Origin of the sequence: Nostoc sp. FACHB-152, assembly GCF_014697475.1 — a bacterium.
In the GTDB taxonomy this organism is placed as follows: domain Bacteria; phylum Cyanobacteriota; class Cyanobacteriia; order Cyanobacteriales; family Nostocaceae; genus Nostoc_B.
Genome location: NZ_JACJRV010000024.1, coordinates 66,513 through 84,723, shown reverse-complemented (window position 1 = coordinate 84,723; position 18,211 = coordinate 66,513). Strand labels below are relative to the sequence as shown.

Genomic DNA, 18,211 nt, shown 5'->3' with positions numbered 1-18,211 from the left:
ATTCGGTTTATAGCTTGGGTTTTCTCTATTAACCAATCTAAATTATCTAAGTTTTATTTAATTTTCTTATATTATTTTACCATAGTTACTCTGGGAGAGCCAGTAAAAAAAGCAGGTACTAAGGGAAGTCTATTTAGAGAATTGAAAAATAGTTATGAAGAAATAAATCCTGCACTAAAGTTAGGATGGCAGATAAAGCTTCTAGAGATAAACAGTCAAATTAGCCTCGAAAATTTAATTACCTTACAACCTGAGATAGATAAAGCTATCAAGCTCGGTCAATCTTGGGAAACCTATAGCGAAAAAGTAGCTCAAAGCCTTAAACAGCAACCTCCTATTACGAGTAAATATCCTGTACTGTAATCACAAATCTATAGCCGCTATAACTCGTAGCGGCTGATTCATTATGCTTGGCAACATACACTTATTCAAAATACCCATTACTTGTCTAACAGCAGTTAGTTACCTAGAAAATCTTTCCGAACGAGTAAATATTTTAAGCCTGTATCAAAAATTATTTCCAGAGAAATGGTTAGAATCAACCATACCTATTACTAAACAATCACATCCAACTAGTGCTTACCTCGATAGAGAAATTGAATTTATTAACCTAGTGAATGAAAATCTATTCCCAGTAGAATATATCGATGAAATCGAGTTTAATCCCGAACGTGATAGTATTCTAGTTTCGCCAGAAAGACTTGAGTGGTGGAATGAAGATTTCGAGGAATTGGTATACTCGGAGAAATTCCTACTGTCATTAATGGGGCAAGGGTACAATATCAGCCAATGGAAACTAAATTTTGGTTTTACTCCTGACTACATTGCTCCAGCAGAAGAAATTTACTTCGAGAAATTCGTAAAGCTATGTCATCGTTACAAAAGTCCCCTGCAATATTTAGATATAGCCATACGAATTATAGATTACTCAACTGGAAATATTTGGCTAGATGTTACGTGTGAAACAAGCGATTGGCTGGAATGGACTTATGAGAATATTGTATTTCTCGCTCAAAAATGGCAAGAAGCCGTCTCGATGATGGAGAAATCAAATGAGGTTAGCCATTTGTTAGAAACATCTATTTCTGCTCGAAAAGCAGCAGTAAAAATTTGGAATCAAGCATCAAAAGCATGAATGTAAACACAAATATATTACCGATAATTCACTTAGAAAATGTCTCCCAAATCCTGCTGGCCAATATTCCCCAAGATAATTTACTAGGGCAGTTAATTATCCTCAAAGGACAGTTTATTTTAGTCGAACGCGAAGGTAAAGAGTCTAAATATAAATTCTTATCTCCTGAAGCAGTAGAGAAAGCCTTCACAAGTAAAACTGCCGCATCTGGATGGCTTTCTAGCAACACAATTTGGTGGGGTAAAAATCCAGAGGGAGAGGCCATTATTCAGTTTTACTCTCCCCAAAAATATCAAATTCAAATTATAAGACAAGAACCTGAAGTAATTACTGTACCAATGCCTGCATTCTTATTTGCTGGATGCGGTAGTAGATATTACCTGTGGGCAGTTAAAGGGAGGGTATTTAAACCAGACGCACAACTGTACAAGCCTCCTTTACCTAATATTTGGGACGACTCTAGTATTTGCTTTGGGGGAAATTCTCTCAGTATGTGCAATGCTGCAACCATAAGCCAAGTTTGGGATTTGTTCTGGAAATCACCTTTTAACAAGGACTTATCCCAAGGCAAGTCAAAAACTCATCCCGATAATATCTGCAATCAGCTAATCAAATTACACGAATCTAAAGCTAAATTCTACCCTTCAAGTGACCTTGTTCCCGTTCATAGCTGGAAAGTCACAACCCCAGAAGACATTATCAATCATTTGTTCAGTTAGCCATGAATCCTTTTATCGGTTATCACCTCGCTACAAGTAATAACTTTCCTCCTTACAGTCAAAAACTCCAGGAATACTGGCTGGCAGCAAATGGGCTTTTCTTGCGATCGCACCGCCGCGAGTTAGAGGTTTGCTTGCAACTAACTCAAACTCAAGTCGCTGGACTCCAACCCCTTGAACCCTACTTTCGTCTGAAAGTCCCAAAAGTTCCTTGCCAAGCGATCGCCGAGATTATCAATGCTGCCAGTATCAACCCCCAACAGGAAATCCTATTCTACTTGGGAGTGACAAACAACCAATGGTGGTGTCACACACCACTGCAAACTGCGTCCTCTACTCACGTCTTATCTTTAGAAAGCGCACTCAATAAAAGCTATACAAATAGCTTGGTGGAAATGCACAGTCATGGAACTCTAGCTGCCTATCCTTCAAGTGCAGATAATCAGGAAGAAAAAGGCAAATTTCGAGTGTTTGCGATTATTGGCACACTGAATACCATTCCCACAATCTATACCCGCATTGGGATATACAATCACTTCTTCGACATCAACCCCAATCAAATATTTGAACTGCCGCCACAGGTAAAATGCTTGAATTAACTACTTACCAACAAGCTTTACCCGTCTTACCTCGCAATCATACTCGTATCAACTTTGTTTTAGTAGGAGTAGGAGGAACAGGCGGGTTTCTTGCAGAAGATTTATGTCGAATTATTCTGCAACTCCAGCGCACTAGGAAAGAAATTAACTTTGCGATCGTCGATGGCGATACTGTTGAACTCAACAATATCAGCCGCCAAAATTATCAACAAGCTGAAATTGGGCTACCAAAGGCAGAAACATTAGCTGCAAGATGCAGTGCCAAGTATGGAATAGAGATTACAGCTGTTTGCGACTGGTTTGAAGAAGACATGATTCGCACGGCCAGTTGGTGGAATACCCTAACGGTAATTATTGGCTGTGTAGATAACAGCACAGCCAGGAGCAAAATTCACTCTGTTCTTAAAATCAACAGTGCAAATGAGCCTGCATCACTATTTTGGCTGGATTGTGGAAACAGCAACTATTCTGGACAAGTAGTAATTGGAACGCACTCTAATTTTGATATAGTCCAAGCTTCTAATAACCCAGACAAACCTCAATTCTGGTTGCATCTTCCCTCCCCGGTGCTGGTTCACCCAGAACTGCTAGTTCCTCAACCAGAAGAACTTAGCGACAACAACCTTTCATGTGCAGAAATTCAAGCACGGAATTATCAATCACTATTCGTCAATAAAATGACGAGTGCGATCGCAGCCCAGTATCTACTAGAATTAACCCTCACTGGGGGGTTGAAAAAGTTCGCCAGTTATTTTGACCTCAAAGCAATGTCAAAGCAAATGGCAAACTCAACTGAGGTTATTTCTCAATGATATTGACAAACTTTTTGCCCTTGTGGAATGAAACAGCCCTGCCCGAATTAAAGGGGGTCAGGACGAATACAAAAACCTTCAGCTATTACACAAACACTGCCACGACCGAAAGACTGCTGAAGATGTTTCAGTAGGGGGGAGTGTACATGACAAGTACCAACCCATTGAGGAGCCGGATGAGGTGAAAATCTCACATCCGGTTCTGAAGACAAGCGGTTCTCGTGAGGGAATCGCTTAGTTTAATTCTGCCGACGCATTGAGAAAGCCTACCTACTGATTTTTTGCAAAACTCAAATATGAATTTTATATAATATAGGTATCGGATTTAAGCGTTTATTCTCTAACAGAACTTAATTAATCATTTTTAAATAAACGCTCTTTCTGGTGGGCAAAAAAGCTTTTATGCTTTGGCTAGAGTAATGAAAAATTGATAATTTATTAATTGATAATGAAATCTAAATTACCATTTATTATCTTGCTCATGGGCTTGCTAACTCATACCTCTGCTCATGCAGAAAGCCTAATTTCTCAAACCCAAAATCAGCAGCCAAAACAATTAAGACAAATACAGCAAGAACAACAACAAAACAATTTAAGAAGGCAACCAGAAGTATTGAGGCAAAGGCCAAATGAATTAAATAGCCAATCTCAACAACTGTGGCAGCAATTTAGATTGCGACAAGACCAACTGCGATTACAACAACAGCAGCAGCGTGAACAACATAGGCTGCAACCGAGCGAATTGCAACACCAAAGGTGGCAGCAATTTAGACTGCGACAAGAGCAACTGCGACTACAGCAACAAAGATAATAGAACTAAGTTCTATAGAAATTCGGTCTACAGTCCAATACCTGAGTCACGCCAGTAGGATGCTTTATAGCAAAGCTTAACGCACCGAGAAATGCGGTGCGTTACGGCTAACCCTGAATTTTTCAAACTCCCAAATCCTTATATAGCCGTAACACACCCTAATTGATACTAAAGGCGATCGCTTACAATTAGCTTACTATTTTTGTAAGTTACCCATGTGCAAACCGCACTCTTTAGCGGTAGACTCTTCCCACCACCAACGGCCTTCGCGTTCGTGCTGGTTGGGTAATACTGGTCTGGTGCAGGGTTCGCAACCAATACTGATAAAACCGCGTTCGTGCAATTTATTGTAAGGCACCTCTAAGGCACGAATATATTCCCAAACTTCGGCAGAAGACCAGTTTGCTAAGGGGTTGAACTTAATTAACTGATGGTCTTCAGTAGAAAAGGCGGTATCAACTTCAATTACAGGGATATGGTTGCGTGTGCTGGGGCTTTGGTCTTTGCGCTGTCCTGTTACCCAAGCATCCAGGGTATTCAATTTGCGGCGTAATGGTCTTACCTTGCGGACAGCGCAGCATTCTTTGTGACCATCTTGATAAAAACTGAACAATCCTTTTTCTTCTACTAAGGCTTGCACTTCCGCAGCCTCAGGGAACATTACTTCTAATTTAATTCCATAATGCTTTCTGACTGTATCCAAAAACTGATATGTTTCTGAGTGCAAACGTCCGGTATCTAAAGTAAAAACGCGGAAGTCTTTGGTAATTTTTGAAGCCAGATCAATCAAAACCACATCTTCAGCACCACTGAAGGAAATTGCCATATTATCAAAATTATCCAAGGCAAATTTCAGAATTTCCCTGGGTGATTTCTGGCTGTATTCTGCTTCTAGGGCGGCAATATTTAAGTCCGTATGAGCAACTACCATGTCTTAAATGTTCTCTTCTCTCCAGACTTGTAATTCTACCAATTTAATCAGCCTTTATACCAGTTCGCCCAAAATAGACTGATTGAGGAGAGAAAATAAAAATTACACAGAGGTTGTAGAAAACAACGTGTGATGATAACCTCGTTTAAAAATACGATTTTCAGTTACTAGTAAGCAAAAAAATTTACTAATGCGAAGTTGGCAATATTAAAGAGGTATCAAGCCATGAATTTTCTCTCTTCAAAGAAACAATCATCAATGGCTGTAATTGGAGTATTGATGATAACTCTGGGAGTAGAGCGAAGTGCTACTGCGGCTGCATTCAACCCTGCACCTCTGTTTGAGAGTGCAGTCAGCTACTCTACTAAGATTCCTCGAAGTGACGGTGGTGTAGATACTGCTGACATTTATCGCCCAGTATTATCTGGTAAAAATTCTCAGCAGAATTCACTACCCATTGCGTTATTGTTGCAGGGTGCGCTGGTTGATAAATCAGATTACTCAACGTTTGCTAGCACTGTGGCACGTTATGGGTTTGTTGTTGTAGTGCCTAACCACCTTAGAACAGCAATTAGCCCGACAGGTGCAGTGACAGGGCTGTTAACTGAACAACAACAAGTAAATGATGTTTTAACTTACATAAAAACTGAAAATTCTCAACTTTCATCACCTATTGCTAATTCAGTTGACACCAGTACTCTAGTCTTGCTGGGACATTCATTTGGTGGAGCCGTAGGGATAGCTGCAATTCAGGGTAACTGTTTTCCTACCTTATGTACTAGTAGTTTTACTCGACCCCAAGCATTAAAAGGAGGTGTATTTTATGGCACTAACTTCCGGATTGGCCAAAGCGGTGCAGGAAGCATTATTGTTGAGAATGATGGTATCCCTCTGGCTCTAGTTCAGGGTAATCGGGATGGGGTTGCAAGTCCCTCTAATGCTGTATTAACATATGCTGGCATTCAAGATTCTCCGAAAGCTTTTATCAGTATTCCTGGTGCTAACCATTATGGAATTACCAACGATGACAATCTCATCCGTGAGTCTATTAGACCAACGCTAGAGCAAGATGTAGGAATTGAAACCATTGCTCGTTGGAGTGCGCTGTTTTTACGAGGAACTGTACTCAAGGACGAAGGAGCATTTGATTATGTATTTAACTCAGGTGATGCGTTAGACTCAAATGTTAATGTGACCAGCGTTGCCAAATCTGTACCTGAACCAAGTTCTGTATTATGTTTACTGGGACTAGGGGCAGTAGGTACAAGTTTACGGCTAACACGTCAGCAAAAATTAGTTAAGAAAGAAATACATTGTTAAGTTTGTTCTTCCAGGTAGTGAAGAATTGCGATCGCCAATACTTTTGCATCACCGTAAGATGTTAATTACGAATTTTTTCATGCTGATAGTATTTATGTGCCGACATTGCCATTGCTAAAAATCCCCATAAAATCATTCCCGATACGCTTAACATCCCGCTACTAATGATTAGTTGAGAGAAAGAGGCAATACCAATTGCACGGGCAGCACTTACGAAACTATCAAAACGAGCTTCGCTATACTGCATCACAGAGATCAGAATTAAAATTAATCCGCCTAAATAAAATATGGCTCCAAACCAGCCAAGAGTGAAAAACATATCTAGAATACCGCTATCAATCACAAATACTTCGATTTGTCCTGTTTTTTCGTTGACCTTCCAAATATTACCCAAACCATTACCCAGAACATTAGAAAGAGCTACCCCCAGGTTGCGGTCATAGCTTCCCGATCTATCTTTAAAACTAGTATCGTTTTCTAAATTAGAAAAACTTTCTATCCGTTCTGATACGACTTCAGAAATTGGCTCGATAGTTGTTAAGGGAATCACGCACAATGCCATAATCACAACGATCGCAATTAGGCGCATTTGTATTTTGGCTTTGACTGAACCCATAATTATAATCACGCCGAGTAACCAGCCTCCCCAGTTACTTCTGGCTTGGGACAGCAAAAACGACAAGTAGCCAACAATTGAGGCAGGAATGATCAACGGCCCAGAAGTTGTAAATAACAATAGCAGTCCGGTTTGCATGACTGCACCAAACGGCCCGACTGAGTGCATCGTACTCCAAACGCGCATTCCAAATGGTACAGGGTCGCCAGAACTCGTAAATAATTTTGATTCAATTAGCCAAAATCTATCCCACTCAGGGGCAACGACAAATTGATATATCCCATACGCACCTGTCAGCAAGACACACCAAAAAAATGTCCGTTGTAAATTCTGGCGATAGCTGGGATAGTCCCGCCAGTTCATGAATAAGTGAAAAGCAAAAATAATTGGACTCAGCCAGTCTAGTAAACCGCGTGCTACTGGGACTGGGGCATTATAAATTAATCCTACGAGAAAACTATAGAATACGCCGACGGCAGCCAATATAAAAGGTAAACCTCCCTGGCGAGAGGCTTTAGGAAAGTGTCGTAAGAAGGTTGCAATTGTAACAAATACGACTAAATAAGGTGCAATGAGAATCTGGCGGGTAGGATCCCAACCAACTCGATAGTCTATTAAACGAGCAACTAAGGGTGAGAGGAACCACATCCACCAAGTAAAACCGATGTAGAGAATCGGATGGCGCAAGTATAAAAATATAGCGACTACTAAAGCTGTCGCTGGATAAGTTAGGCGCAACATACTAGCAGCCCCAGCAAAGTAGCAGGCTACACTCAGCAATACAAAGCTGAGAATTGCTATCCAACCTTGTAGCGATCGCTTTTGTGGTGAGAATGGGGTTTGTGAAAAGCTATTGAATAGTAATGGTTGAGATATCACTGTGCATTTCCTGATATTTTTTTAACGCAGAGGAACGCTAAGGCAAACGCGGAGGTTACGCGGAGTTTGGTGTTAGCTGATTTTGAAGTTAGGATTGCTTTGCCATGTCTGCCATCCTTGCCAGCGACCACGCCAAGAGGCTAACCATTTACGCGTGGCGAGTTTGCCTTGGCTGGGGAAAAATCTCAGCCATTGAACGAAGCCAAAGCAGTCTCTTGTGCCAACTAAAATTGCCCACAGCCAGAAGATGATGCGGCGTAGGGGTGATAAGTGTTCTAGTAAAACTAGGGTTTCATTATGGACTAAGTTGATTTGCGCGATCGCATTAAAATTATTGCGCTGGTCTTCATCAAATCGCTGTGCTGGATAGTGGTCAACAGCAATTTGCGGGTCGTAAATCATTTGCCAACCTGCACGTTTTAAGGCGAGGGTGAATGCCATTTCAAAATGTACTTGTGCGCCTGTTCCTCGCATCCTCTCGTCAAAGCGTAATTTGGCGATCGCTTGGGTGCGAAAACTCATGTTCACACCTTTGAGGACATCCACGGGACGCGGTTCGCCAACTCCGAGGTGATGGTTGCCAATGATGCGGCCAAACCATTGTAATTTACCAACTACGGCGCGAGATTCGTCTTCTAGTTTGCTGCCTTGATGTATCCAATCACGCCCACCAACACCGCCTATTTTGGCATCGGCCAGAAAGTGAGAGTTAATTCTTTCTAACCAATCAGGATGAGGTGCAGCATCATCATCAGTAATAGATACAACATCTCCCTCAACGGCTGCGAGTCCAGCGTTGAGGGCAGCGACTACTCCTGGTAGGGTAACGGTGACGGTTTGCAAAGGCAGGTTATTTAAGGAAAATTCTGCAAGAAAATTCCAGGTGTCTGCATCAGTATCCCGAACAACCACGATAACTTGATCGACTGGTTTAGTTTGCGCTTGCAGTGCCGAAAGGCAACGAGATAGATCTAGAGGACGGCGATAGGTCGGGATGAGAACTGTGTTCTTCATTCTTAAGTAACTCCTCAAATAGATCCATATAGGTTTGGGCCATAGTTGACCAACTGTGTTGTTCTGCGACGGCGCGGGCGGCTTGACCCATCTGTTGCATCAGGGGGCGATCGCTTACTAAAGATGACAAGGCGGCGGCTAAGGCATCAATGTTGTCTGAATCTGGTAAAACAATCCCACATTCAGGTGTTACCAACTCTGCACCCCCGGTGGCTGTGGCAGTAATCACAGGCAATCCAGAGGCGAGGGCTTCTAACAATACCAAGGTGCAAGCTTCGTATCGAGAGGGGAAGACGAATAAATCTACTGCCCGCATAATTTCGGCAATATCACGGCGATAGCCGAGAAAATGTACCCGTTCGCTGATGCCTAAGTCAGCCGCTAACTGTGGGAAAGGACTAGCATCGGTACTCCCTACCACTGCTAGATGTAAATCGGGAACTTCCACTAAGGCGTGTAAGACGCTATCTAAATTCTTCCGTGGTGTACGGATATCTCCGGCAAATAATCCTAAATTTACATTTTCTGGTAAGCCTAATTTTTGGCGAGAGGCGACACCAGGGGTAAACTCTTGCAAATCTACGCCATTGACAATTACCCGAATGCGATCGCGGGGTACGCCAATATTAATTAATTCTTGGGCAACTTTTTCAGATACAGCGACAACGACTTTAGCGCGTTGAAAAGCTTGTTTTTCCCACCGGGCATTTAAGGCAGTGTATAACCATTGGTAAAAACCGTAAGCATCCCGACGAATGCGAGAAATATGTACAGGCGATCGTAACCAAGAACTATGTACAAAATGCACAGCATTGACATCGGCAGCAAATTTTGTAATTGCACCGTTAACTTTTAATAAATCGATTTGGGAACGATTTTTTTGCAACCAAGCAGCAGTTTTATAAGCAAAGATAAAGTTACGAATAAACTCGCTCGGATAACTATCAACAGAAATAGGAACCCAGTTAACTTTATTGTTTTGCTCAAGTTCTGGTGCTACTTCGCTGGCTAATAATGTTAACTGATGACCACGACGAATTGCTTCTTGAGCAACTTCATAGTTTACTCTTCCTTGACCATCGCCTTTTTTGACTTTGTGGGTAACAATGCAAAGTTTCATTAGTTTTAATAAGTATAAAGAATAGAAAAAATGAATTAAGCATTGGTATTACCCCTCCCTAACCCTCCCCTTATAAAGGGGAGGGAACCTGATTTTCTTGTTTCCCCCCTTTATAAGGGGGAGCCACTGCGTTGGGCGGGTTTCCCGACTTGAAGCAAGTGGCGTGGGATTAAGGGGGGTAATTCAACTAACGATAAATATTCATGCTGATCTATTTATTCCCAGCAATTGATGGGCTAATGGTTGCGGAGTAAAACTGAGTGTCAGTGCTACTAAAGTTCTGAAATTTAATTTCTGCTTTTTTAGTGCTTGCCATAAATAAGGACGGGCATCTGTGACTTGCTTATTCCGCAGTAAACCGATCCCTAATGTTGTATGCGCTTCTAACCATTTAGCTTTAAAATATTCATGAAATTCTTGCAGTCGGCTATCTTCCATGAATGTTTTGTAGCAAAATATTTCGCTCTGTGCTTTGCGAATTTTAGCTATGGCATTTCTACTGCCACTGAGCATTGTGTCAGTTTGTTCATGGTTACGATAGCGTGTTAATCTTTCAGGATGATAGTAAACGCTATGACCAGAAATACAGCAGAGGTAAGTTAAATATAAATCCCACATACCGCCTACTTCTTGGGGAATGCTATCCCAATCAATTAAACCATTACGAATTAAACAAGAGGCGGCGGTGGGAATACTTTTATCAACTAAACCGATTTTGGTAAAAGATTGGTGAGTGCCTGCTGTTAAAATATCTCGCTTGTAACCGCGTGTATTTTTTTCAGTTTCAACATGATTAATTTTGCTATCACTATCAATGATGTATTGGTCACAAAAAGCCAAAATTAAATTTGGGTCTGCTTCTAAAGTGGAAACGAGTTTAGCGACAAAATCCTCATTCCACATATCATCATCGTGGAGACTGGCAAGATATTTACCGCGTGCCATTTTAAAGGCGTGCATTTGATTAGGCAACATCCCAATATTTTTTGGATGTCGCCACAATCTAATGCGAGAATCGTTAAAAGATTCGATAATTGCTTGAGGATTTTCGGGGCTACAATTATCAGAAACAATAATTTCAATATTTTGATAAGTTTGGTTAACTGCGCTGGCGATCGCTTGCTTAAGATACTCTGGTCGATTGTATGTAGGAATTACCACACTGACCAGTGGTTCTTTTACTTTACTATCCATAGATGTCAACAATAATTGTAATTTCTAACTCAGTTTTAAAAAGCTTAAAATTGCTCGCAACTGAGCATATGATTTAGCAAGAAGATTTGCGATTAAAGTCAATATCTGAGATTGTTTAGGAATTTCATCATCTGGAATATCAGTCATTGCTTGGGATTTCGCATACTGACGACAAGCTTCCCAATCCTGCTGCCAAATATCGTCCATCCAAAAGCGACGTACTCCATATTTATGGAAGTAACGCAGCACTTCAAAGTCGTAAGTGTAATATTTATGTTTGATAATTGTGTGCATATCAATGCCCTTTTCTTCCCAGCCTGTAAACCACTCTTGAGGAGCAGGTTCAACCTTGCCGAGTTTCAAGTAATCCTGTTTTGCGGTATAACGTGACCTCCTACCAATAGGATTACCAACTTCTAATACATTTTCGATGACACTATACATCCGGATTTTTGCAGCGTGTGCATCTAAGCGAGTTACGCCATAGTGCAAAACTTTAATGTCATGAAAATGCAACCTCGGAGCATATTCAGGTGTTGGGATTCTCACACTATGAATAGATTGTGGTTGATGTTCGGCTCCGTCATCAACATAGCCCAGAGGTGTAAGAATACCAGTTCTAATACATTGATGAGTTGTGACAAATAAATCTGGTTTTTCAAAACATATTACTGTTCCTGGTTTGGCTTTCAGCATTGTTTGCCAACTAGGGGTTTGTGTTGCATTAGCAGCTAATATTTCATCAGCATCTAAAGCTAAGAGAATTTTAGGCTCTGATATTAAATCTCTTGCTGCTTTAATTAACAATAGCTGTCGCTCTGCTTCGTTGAAATTTTCTGATTTATTTTCAATTAAAATAACTTTATGATATTTCTTGCAAATAGCCTGACTACCATCAGTTGAATTTTGGTCAGCAATAATAATGTAATCAGCAAATTGGCTAGTAACTGATAAGAACCGCTCTAAAATCCAGGCTTCATTTTTTACAGGAGTAATGACTACAATTTTTGGTGTTGGGCTTTCCATTATTGATTGAGATGATTTAATTATTAAAGAAATTAGCGATTAATCAGAAGATGCAGAGATAAGTAATATCAATTCGCAATGACGCTCGCAGGCTCGCTACCGCTTCGCTAACGCAATTCGCAGTTCGCAATTAAAATTCTTCAAATATGGTATTGCTTTCGAGGTTTGAAGGAGTTGCCTTATTTTAGAGAATTGGTGTAATTTATTCGGTTTTTGTTGTTCTCGTGTCAAGCATGAAATTCAGCAATAGTTCTTTCGTAAATTTTTTCTAGCCGTTGAACGTGAATATCAATAGTGAAGTCCTGCTGAAACCAAGCCTGACCTTCTTCGCCCATACTTTTGCTTTTTTGATAGTTTGTTGCTAATTCATTGATGGCAACAGCTAAATATAAGGCATTATTGGGTGGCACTAAAATCCCGGTTTTGCCAGGTTGTACGTGTTCAGGAATTCCGCCGACAGCGCTAGCAATTATAGGTCGATAACGAGCGTAAGCTTCTAAGGTTACAAGACCAGCAGGTTCTGGCCAAAGGCTAGGAAAAACGACAGCAAACGCTTGTTGATAAAGGGCTTCTAACTTCTCACCATTGCACCAACCATGCCAAGTAATGCGATCGCTTAACCCCATTTCATGTGCTAATTTTTCCATACTGGGCTTACCCCATCCATCACCAGCTATATCAAGATGGATTTGGGGTTCGGTCTTTGCTAAAGCTTTGATGAGCCATTCAATGCCTTTATAAGGAACAATGCGACCAGCAAAGAAAATTCGCTGTTTTTGATGAATTACTCTAGTTAAAGGTGCTGTAGAATTCTTAGGTTGTTGAACACCACAACGCAGGGTAAATACTCGTTCAGGTGGTAAGCCACTCATAATGATTTGCTGACGCACATAATCACTATTAGCAATGACGGGAATTTTCAGCTTTTTGAGTATTTCTAAAGGCTGAGAAGCGTTCCACCAATCTTGCAGAATATTTTGCGGTCGGCGGCTACCACAACCATCTACTATATGACCCCAGGTACAGCCTACAGGATTCATGGGGCGATCGCAAAGTTTGTTGCGCTCTGCTAAATATTTTGTACCGCTAGGACAGTAAACAGAGTGATTGTGTAGGGTAAATATTGCCGGACATTCTTCTCGTAAATCTGCTAAAAATTCTAGGTCGTGAATGTGCAGCAACTTGAACTGCTTTTGATCTACTTTTTTAATAGACTTCAGTACGCGTTGTAGCACAACTTCTTGTCTTGAAAAATCACTGACTTCGCTAATTTGCGAATCAACTAAAGAAGCTACATAAGTTTCAATCCCTCCACCGCCGTTGATATTAGCGTTAGTACAGTGGTGAATTATTGTTGTATCAGTTAGGTTTTTGCTCATTTTACAGACCGATGTTCAACCAAAACTTATGCCTAACATCATTGACATAATGCCTTAAAGCAATTTTTGAACTAGCAAATTTATCTGAATAAATGAACTGGTCTTCTACATTCAGAATATACTTTTGCGAACAAAAAGGTTTGCCCTGATTACGATGAATAGTCAAGTGTACAACTGTTTGTTCTGTAAAATATATAGGGTTGTCTTGGATATTTGTCAACCTTTCAATTGCAAAACTCCAATCTAATTCATGATTAAAGAGGAGGAACCCTGCATTGACTGGGTTTAATTTTTCGCTTTCATCATAGATAAGTCGCTCATCTAATGAAGCAGAGCAATCAGGCAAATAATGGCATAGTTTGTCATTGAAATTTGTGAAATTAGTTAAATCTATGCCACCTGAGAAAAATAAAATATCTGAATCTGTATAAATAGTTGCTCCACTTACAGGAATTGACATCAAGGCAGCTAGTTTTTTACCTAATGGATGTAGTTGGGCATAATTAGTAACACATTGCGGTAAATCTTGGCGTACCAGCTTAGTAAAAGGTATAACTTCAACGCAGGAATGAATTTGGCGTAGTAATTTACAGCTAGAGTCGCTATAGCTACCATCAGAAATTACAATAAATCTTTCTGGTATACCGATGTTGCGGATAAATGAACGAATGCTTGCTACCTGTTCTGGTAAATCACGTTCACAAGAAAATGAATAGACAGTGATATCAATTTGACGATTTTGTTTGATTGGTAATGTGCCAATTTTGCCAATAAATTTTGTGTAGATATTACGAATAATTTTACCTTGCAACCTAGAAAAATGGTAGCCTAAATTAACCATTTAATTTAACTCCAAAATATAAAAATATTAATTTACTGCTAATCCAATTAGAGTAAATTTTGTTGGATAGGGGGAAGAGTTTTTTCTTACATATTCAATAAGTAACTGAGCAAAAAATGCTAGACTCTAACCCCTAGCCTCTAGACCCTAATCTTTATCCGGCTTGCCCCATTTCATACTGAGTCTTGTGATATTCCCAAAGCTTACCTTTTAGCTCTAGAAGTTCTTGATATTTACCTTGTTCAACGATGCGTCCTTGTTCTAAAACAACAACTTTATCTGCATTGGCGATGGTAGAAAGACGATGAGCGATCGCAATTACTGTTCGACCAATAGACAGCTTTTCTAATGATTCTTGAATCAAACGTTCAGTTACAGAATCTAATGCACTTGTGGCTTCATCTAGAATCAAAATCTCTGGGTCACGTAGCAAAGCCCGCGCGATCGCTATTCGCTGGCGTTGTCCTCCAGATAATCTTACGCCTCTATCTCCTAGTTGCGTATCAAAACCTTCGGGCATTTCTTCAATAAATTCGAGCGCATTTGCTAAACGTGCAGCTTCTCGAATTTCTTCTGTTGTTGCTCCTGGTGTACCATAAGCAATATTTTTCCACACCGAAGTATTGAAAATAAATGTGTCTTGGCTGACTACCGCAATTTTACGTCGCAATGAATTGATGTCAAATTTTTGAACATCTATTCCATCAATCATTACATGACCATCTGTAGGATCGTAAAATCGCGGAATTAAATCAATTAATGTACTTTTACCTGCGCCAGTTGCCCCTACTAATGCTGTTGTTTTAGCTTTTTCAATGCTTAATGTAACGTTATTTAGCACTAGATAATTGGGGTCATAACCAAAATCTACAGAAACAATATCAATAGAATGTTTTAACTCAGAAAACTGCTGCTTGCCATTTCGTAAATATGTTTTATCCTCAGTTGTCACTAAATCTTTAATATTGTCTACTGCTCCTTGAAGCGTACTAAGATGCGCTCTCGTGCCATTAATATCTTGAACAATAGGTACAACTCGAAATAACACGAAGAAAAAGGTTAGCAAAGAAGCGACTTGGAGTTTGCCATTTACCACAAAAACTGTAAAGGCAAAAATAATCATGCCGATCAGAATAGTACTCGCTATACTTTCAGCTAGAGGTCTGACTGAAGCCCAAATTAAGACAACTTTTTTAGCAGTACTGATGACTTTATCACTAGCATCATAAAAACGCTTGCGCTCAAAACCTTGAGTATTAAAAGCTTGAACTGTGCGAATTCCGTTAATAAATTCTATAGCTGTAGAGGTAAAGTTACCGTTAGCAATAGAAGTGCTAAAACTTGCTTCTCTAGCACGGGCGTTGAGAGTTGATAACGCTACACCTGCTAAGGTGAAGAGGAGGAAAGAAGCAATCGAAAGTTGCCATGAGAGCAAAAACATCGAGATAAAGTAGACAGTGGCAGTTATAGCTCTAGTCATTAAAAAAGCTGTGCCACTAAACAACTGTTTAATGCGCTCAATTTCTGTAGTAATTGTATTGATGAGTTCACCAGAACGAGTTTTAGCAAAGTAACTAAGGGGCAAACTTTGCAGTTGTTCAAAAATTTGCTTCCGCAGGCGATCGGCTAAATGAAGTTGGGCAAATTCTGTGTATACGTGAGCTAAGTAATTGAACCCAGCCCGGAGCCAAGTACTTAATAATATCAGTCCACATATCCGATATAGTCTGTTAATTGCTGATGTATTAGCAGCTAAAATCCAAATATCAAACCATTCAAGGCCAGTTTGAATAGGTTTAGCATTAGGATTGGTGAGACTTTGCAGAAAAGACAGCAAAAAGCCAATACTAAAACCTTCAAATGTTGCCGCTAAGAATGAAAATACCAAAGCAAGAACAGCAACTTTGCGGAAATGCTTAAATTCTCGCAATATTAAATAATTATTTTTCCAGAAGCTACTAGCTTTAAATAAATTTTGTAGTTGTCTAGAAGGTTTAGATTGCATAGGTTTCAGAATAAATATTTCTAACTGTTACAAGTTGTTGTAGTCATTTTTGTTAAATTAAGTGCGGTAATGAATCATTTCATTAACCGCACTGAACATAGCTGCTGTGTACACACAAGTGATTGAATCATTACTAGTTCTTGAATTACCCCTCCCTAACCCTCCCCTTGGAAAGGGGGGTAATTAGACTTGTGTATAAACTGTAGACTGAACATAGAGAGCAATTAGTCCAATTAATAGTTAGGGGTTATTAACTATTAATTTAGATTCTGCTGGGACTTCCCACGAACTCGTAATTACTGGTAGTTGATTGAATTGCCGTTGTTCTTCTAAACTCAATTTCACTGCGGCTTCTAAAGTCCAAGCATGAGGGCTAAGAAGGCTCATATCACCCCGTAGCACGTTAAATAATTGTGGTAGATTGTCGAGGCCGTATCTACACATCCAACGACTTTTTGCTGTGCTAGAGAACTTAATAGCTCGAAAGAGTTTACCTCGTTCTCCTACATACCACTCACGAGAAAATATAGATTCTGGTGAGGAAGTTTGTAAAATTGCTACCAATAACAACATGAATGGACTTAGTAATAGCAGCATTACTAAAACCACAGTCCAATCTATTAGTCGCAGTAACCATCCCCAAGGCTGGCTATTTTGTTTAAACAGCAAATTTTCAGAAGATCCGCAAAGAAACATAGGCTTATGAGCTTGTTCACAAGCATCAGCCCAAAACTCCACCCAAGTTTCACCAATTTTAGGATCTACACTTACTAAATTAATTGGAGAATGTTCTAGGCAATTTACTAATAATTGCTGGTTTTCTAATGCTGGTAAATATGGCTGTTTAATTTTACCGGAAGACTTTACCAACAACTGACCCCGCCGCCAATGAAGTGTGCAGTATGAAGTGCGCTCGCCTGAGGGTTGCTGGGTTAAAGAATAAGAAGGCTGTAGAGTACGAAATAGTGAAGTGGTCATCTGTCTTTGGATTAGTACTATAGTAAACTGCGGGGATAATCTCGAAGGCGATTCATGCCAAAGACTTTGATCTGAATCTTTTTTGCTCTAAAAATTTGTAGATGACCGAGTGCAAAAATAGGCTGTTTCAACTTGCTTCTTATGCAAGTACACATCTTTAAAATTATGCTGCGGTTAAGATGTCGAAAATAGGTAGACAGCAATTAATAATTTGAACAGTTTTGTAGGTATCGTTATTTGTTAGGGATAATACATATTGGCTAAGTTTGAAACTAAATCAGTTTATTATTCGTTGCTGATACTTAGCAAATATGTTGTATTGCGTCTACCTATGTTTTTGAACAATCTAAGAAAACTAGTCCACTTTTGTCTTTTAGCTATTTGGAACGGGCTGTAATCTCTAGGATATAAGACTCTGTAGAAATAACTATATACTGAAAATAATTCTTTATTTATTCTTTAAAAAGAATGAAATTTATTAGATTATTTATAAAGGTATTATAAAAATACTGAGTTTTGACTTAGTAAGTAAGATTTATTTTTAACATTAAAAAAGTTTTTTATGTACATAAAAAATTAAGAAAATGTATTTCATAATTGGCAGTAAAATGAGTTGATTATGATATGTTTATCCGGAATATAGCAACCCTAAATGAGTGCCAAACAAATATATTGCCTATTGCCTATTCTCTATTGCCTGCTCCTAAGAGTAGTTTGTAAATCAAATAGGATTGCTATATATATAAAAAAAATAAATGCGATCGCATCCAAAAAAAGAGCGATCGCACTTATCTCTAATTTTTGTAAAAACGTTGCATTGCAACATTTCAAA

18 protein-coding genes are annotated in these 18,211 nt (G+C 39.6%); 8 read left to right on the top strand and 10 right to left on the bottom strand.

What is annotated here, in order from left to right:
• The 7 genes from H6G76_RS18025 (at position 1) to H6G76_RS17995 (ending at position 4,076) form a co-directional block, all read left to right on the top strand.
• On the top strand, positions 1-363 hold the full coding sequence (locus tag H6G76_RS18025) for a hypothetical protein (protein ID WP_313934792.1): 363 nt from the start codon (positions 1-3) through the stop codon (positions 361-363).
• A gap of 43 nt (positions 364-406) precedes the next feature.
• Complete coding sequence (locus H6G76_RS18020) at positions 407-1,135, top strand: hypothetical protein (RefSeq protein ID WP_190703376.1); 729 nt, start codon at positions 407-409, stop codon at positions 1,133-1,135.
• Positions 1,132-1,854: a prokaryotic E2 ligase family D protein gene (locus H6G76_RS18015; RefSeq protein WP_190703373.1), complete on the top strand. Its 723-nt coding sequence runs from the start codon at positions 1,132-1,134 to the stop codon at positions 1,852-1,854. The genes H6G76_RS18020 and H6G76_RS18015 overlap by 4 nt, the downstream gene beginning before the upstream one ends.
• Positions 1,855-1,856: 2 nt before the next feature.
• Positions 1,857-2,453 (top strand): Mov34/MPN/PAD-1 family protein, encoded by a 597-nt coding sequence (locus H6G76_RS18010; protein WP_190703370.1) that lies wholly within the window; start codon positions 1,857-1,859, stop codon positions 2,451-2,453.
• Positions 2,441-3,265, top strand: a complete 825-nt coding sequence (locus H6G76_RS18005; protein ID WP_190703367.1) for a ThiF family adenylyltransferase — start codon at positions 2,441-2,443, stop codon at positions 3,263-3,265. The genes H6G76_RS18010 and H6G76_RS18005 overlap by 13 nt, the downstream gene beginning before the upstream one ends.
• Before the next feature lie 46 nt (positions 3,266-3,311).
• Positions 3,312-3,503, top strand: a complete 192-nt coding sequence (locus tag H6G76_RS18000; protein WP_190703385.1) for an HNH endonuclease — start codon at positions 3,312-3,314, stop codon at positions 3,501-3,503.
• Positions 3,504-3,713: 210 nt separating this feature from the next.
• Positions 3,714-4,076 carry a hypothetical protein gene (locus H6G76_RS17995; RefSeq protein WP_190703364.1) on the top strand — a complete coding sequence of 121 codons (363 nt, stop codon included), beginning with the start codon at positions 3,714-3,716 and terminating at the stop codon, positions 4,074-4,076.
• A gap of 196 nt (positions 4,077-4,272) precedes the next feature.
• Here the strand turns inward: H6G76_RS17995 and H6G76_RS17990 are convergent, their stop codons facing one another.
• On the bottom strand, positions 4,273-5,007 hold the full coding sequence (locus tag H6G76_RS17990; RefSeq protein WP_190703361.1) for a phosphoadenylyl-sulfate reductase: 735 nt from the start codon (positions 5,005-5,007) through the stop codon (positions 4,273-4,275).
• Between the two features lie 225 nt (positions 5,008-5,232).
• Between H6G76_RS17990 and H6G76_RS17985 the strand changes: the two genes are divergently transcribed.
• Positions 5,233-6,327: a chlorophyllase/cutinase-like alpha/beta fold protein gene (locus H6G76_RS17985; RefSeq protein WP_242056447.1), complete on the top strand. Its 1,095-nt coding sequence runs from the start codon at positions 5,233-5,235 to the stop codon at positions 6,325-6,327.
• A gap of 61 nt (positions 6,328-6,388) precedes the next feature.
• Here the strand turns inward: H6G76_RS17985 and H6G76_RS17980 are convergent, their stop codons facing one another.
• From H6G76_RS17980 to hepC, 9 genes are all read right to left on the bottom strand, one after another.
• Positions 6,389-7,822: an O-antigen ligase domain-containing protein gene (locus tag H6G76_RS17980; protein WP_190703358.1), complete on the bottom strand. Its 1,434-nt coding sequence runs from the start codon at positions 7,820-7,822 to the stop codon at positions 6,389-6,391.
• 72 nt (positions 7,823-7,894) lie between these two features.
• Complete coding sequence (locus H6G76_RS17975; RefSeq protein ID WP_190703355.1) at positions 7,895-8,836, bottom strand: glycosyltransferase family 2 protein; 942 nt, start codon at positions 8,834-8,836, stop codon at positions 7,895-7,897.
• Positions 8,754-9,956, bottom strand: coding sequence for a glycosyltransferase family 4 protein (locus H6G76_RS17970; RefSeq protein ID WP_190703353.1), 1,203 nt, complete (start codon positions 9,954-9,956; stop codon positions 8,754-8,756). The genes H6G76_RS17975 and H6G76_RS17970 overlap by 83 nt, the downstream gene beginning before the upstream one ends.
• A 201-nt stretch (positions 9,957-10,157) precedes the next feature.
• Positions 10,158-11,150: a glycosyltransferase family 2 protein gene (locus H6G76_RS17965; protein ID WP_190703350.1), complete on the bottom strand. Its 993-nt coding sequence runs from the start codon at positions 11,148-11,150 to the stop codon at positions 10,158-10,160.
• A 24-nt stretch (positions 11,151-11,174) separates the two neighbouring features.
• Complete coding sequence (locus H6G76_RS17960; protein ID WP_190703348.1) at positions 11,175-12,176, bottom strand: glycosyltransferase family 2 protein; 1,002 nt, start codon at positions 12,174-12,176, stop codon at positions 11,175-11,177.
• A 227-nt stretch (positions 12,177-12,403) separates the two neighbouring features.
• On the bottom strand, positions 12,404-13,555 hold the full coding sequence (locus H6G76_RS17955) for a glycosyltransferase family 4 protein (RefSeq protein ID WP_190703345.1): 1,152 nt from the start codon (positions 13,553-13,555) through the stop codon (positions 12,404-12,406).
• 1 nt (position 13,556) lies between these two features.
• Entirely contained in the window at positions 13,557-14,396 is an 840-nt protein-coding gene (locus H6G76_RS17950) for a hypothetical protein (protein WP_190703342.1), read from the bottom strand.
• 154 nt (positions 14,397-14,550) lie between these two features.
• Complete coding sequence (gene hepA / locus H6G76_RS17945; protein ID WP_190703338.1) at positions 14,551-16,401, bottom strand: heterocyst formation ABC transporter subunit HepA; 1,851 nt, start codon at positions 16,399-16,401, stop codon at positions 14,551-14,553.
• Between the two features lie 240 nt (positions 16,402-16,641).
• Positions 16,642-17,379: a heterocyst development glycosyltransferase HepC gene (hepC, locus tag H6G76_RS17940; protein ID WP_190703336.1), complete on the bottom strand. Its 738-nt coding sequence runs from the start codon at positions 17,377-17,379 to the stop codon at positions 16,642-16,644.
• Positions 17,380-18,211: the final 832 nt, after the last annotated feature.

Bases quoted from the DNA above. Each gene is read 5' to 3' on its own strand.
- H6G76_RS18020 (WP_190703376.1), top strand. From the start codon at position 407: ATGCTTGGCAACATACACTTATTCAAAATACCCATTACTTGTCTAACA.
- H6G76_RS18015 (WP_190703373.1), top strand. From the start codon at position 1,132: ATGAATGTAAACACAAATATATTACCGATAATTCACTTAGAAAATGTC.
- H6G76_RS18010 (WP_190703370.1), top strand. From the start codon at position 1,857: ATGAATCCTTTTATCGGTTATCACCTCGCTACAAGTAATAACTTTCCT.
- H6G76_RS18005 (WP_190703367.1), top strand. From the start codon at position 2,441: ATGCTTGAATTAACTACTTACCAACAAGCTTTACCCGTCTTACCTCGC.
- H6G76_RS17995 (WP_190703364.1), top strand. From the start codon at position 3,714: ATGAAATCTAAATTACCATTTATTATCTTGCTCATGGGCTTGCTAACT.
- H6G76_RS17990 (WP_190703361.1), bottom strand. From the start codon at position 5,007: ATGGTAGTTGCTCATACGGACTTAAATATTGCCGCCCTAGAAGCAGAA.
- H6G76_RS17985 (WP_242056447.1), top strand. From the start codon at position 5,233: ATGAATTTTCTCTCTTCAAAGAAACAATCATCAATGGCTGTAATTGGA.
- H6G76_RS17975 (WP_190703355.1), bottom strand. From the start codon at position 8,836: ATGAAGAACACAGTTCTCATCCCGACCTATCGCCGTCCTCTAGATCTA.
- H6G76_RS17970 (WP_190703353.1), bottom strand. From the start codon at position 9,956: ATGAAACTTTGCATTGTTACCCACAAAGTCAAAAAAGGCGATGGTCAA.
- H6G76_RS17965 (WP_190703350.1), bottom strand. From the start codon at position 11,150: ATGGATAGTAAAGTAAAAGAACCACTGGTCAGTGTGGTAATTCCTACA.
- H6G76_RS17960 (WP_190703348.1), bottom strand. From the start codon at position 12,176: ATGGAAAGCCCAACACCAAAAATTGTAGTCATTACTCCTGTAAAAAAT.
- H6G76_RS17955 (WP_190703345.1), bottom strand. From the start codon at position 13,555: ATGAGCAAAAACCTAACTGATACAACAATAATTCACCACTGTACTAAC.
- H6G76_RS17950 (WP_190703342.1), bottom strand. From the start codon at position 14,396: ATGGTTAATTTAGGCTACCATTTTTCTAGGTTGCAAGGTAAAATTATT.
- hepA (WP_190703338.1), bottom strand. From the start codon at position 16,401: ATGCAATCTAAACCTTCTAGACAACTACAAAATTTATTTAAAGCTAGT.
- hepC (WP_190703336.1), bottom strand. From the start codon at position 17,379: ATGACCACTTCACTATTTCGTACTCTACAGCCTTCTTATTCTTTAACC.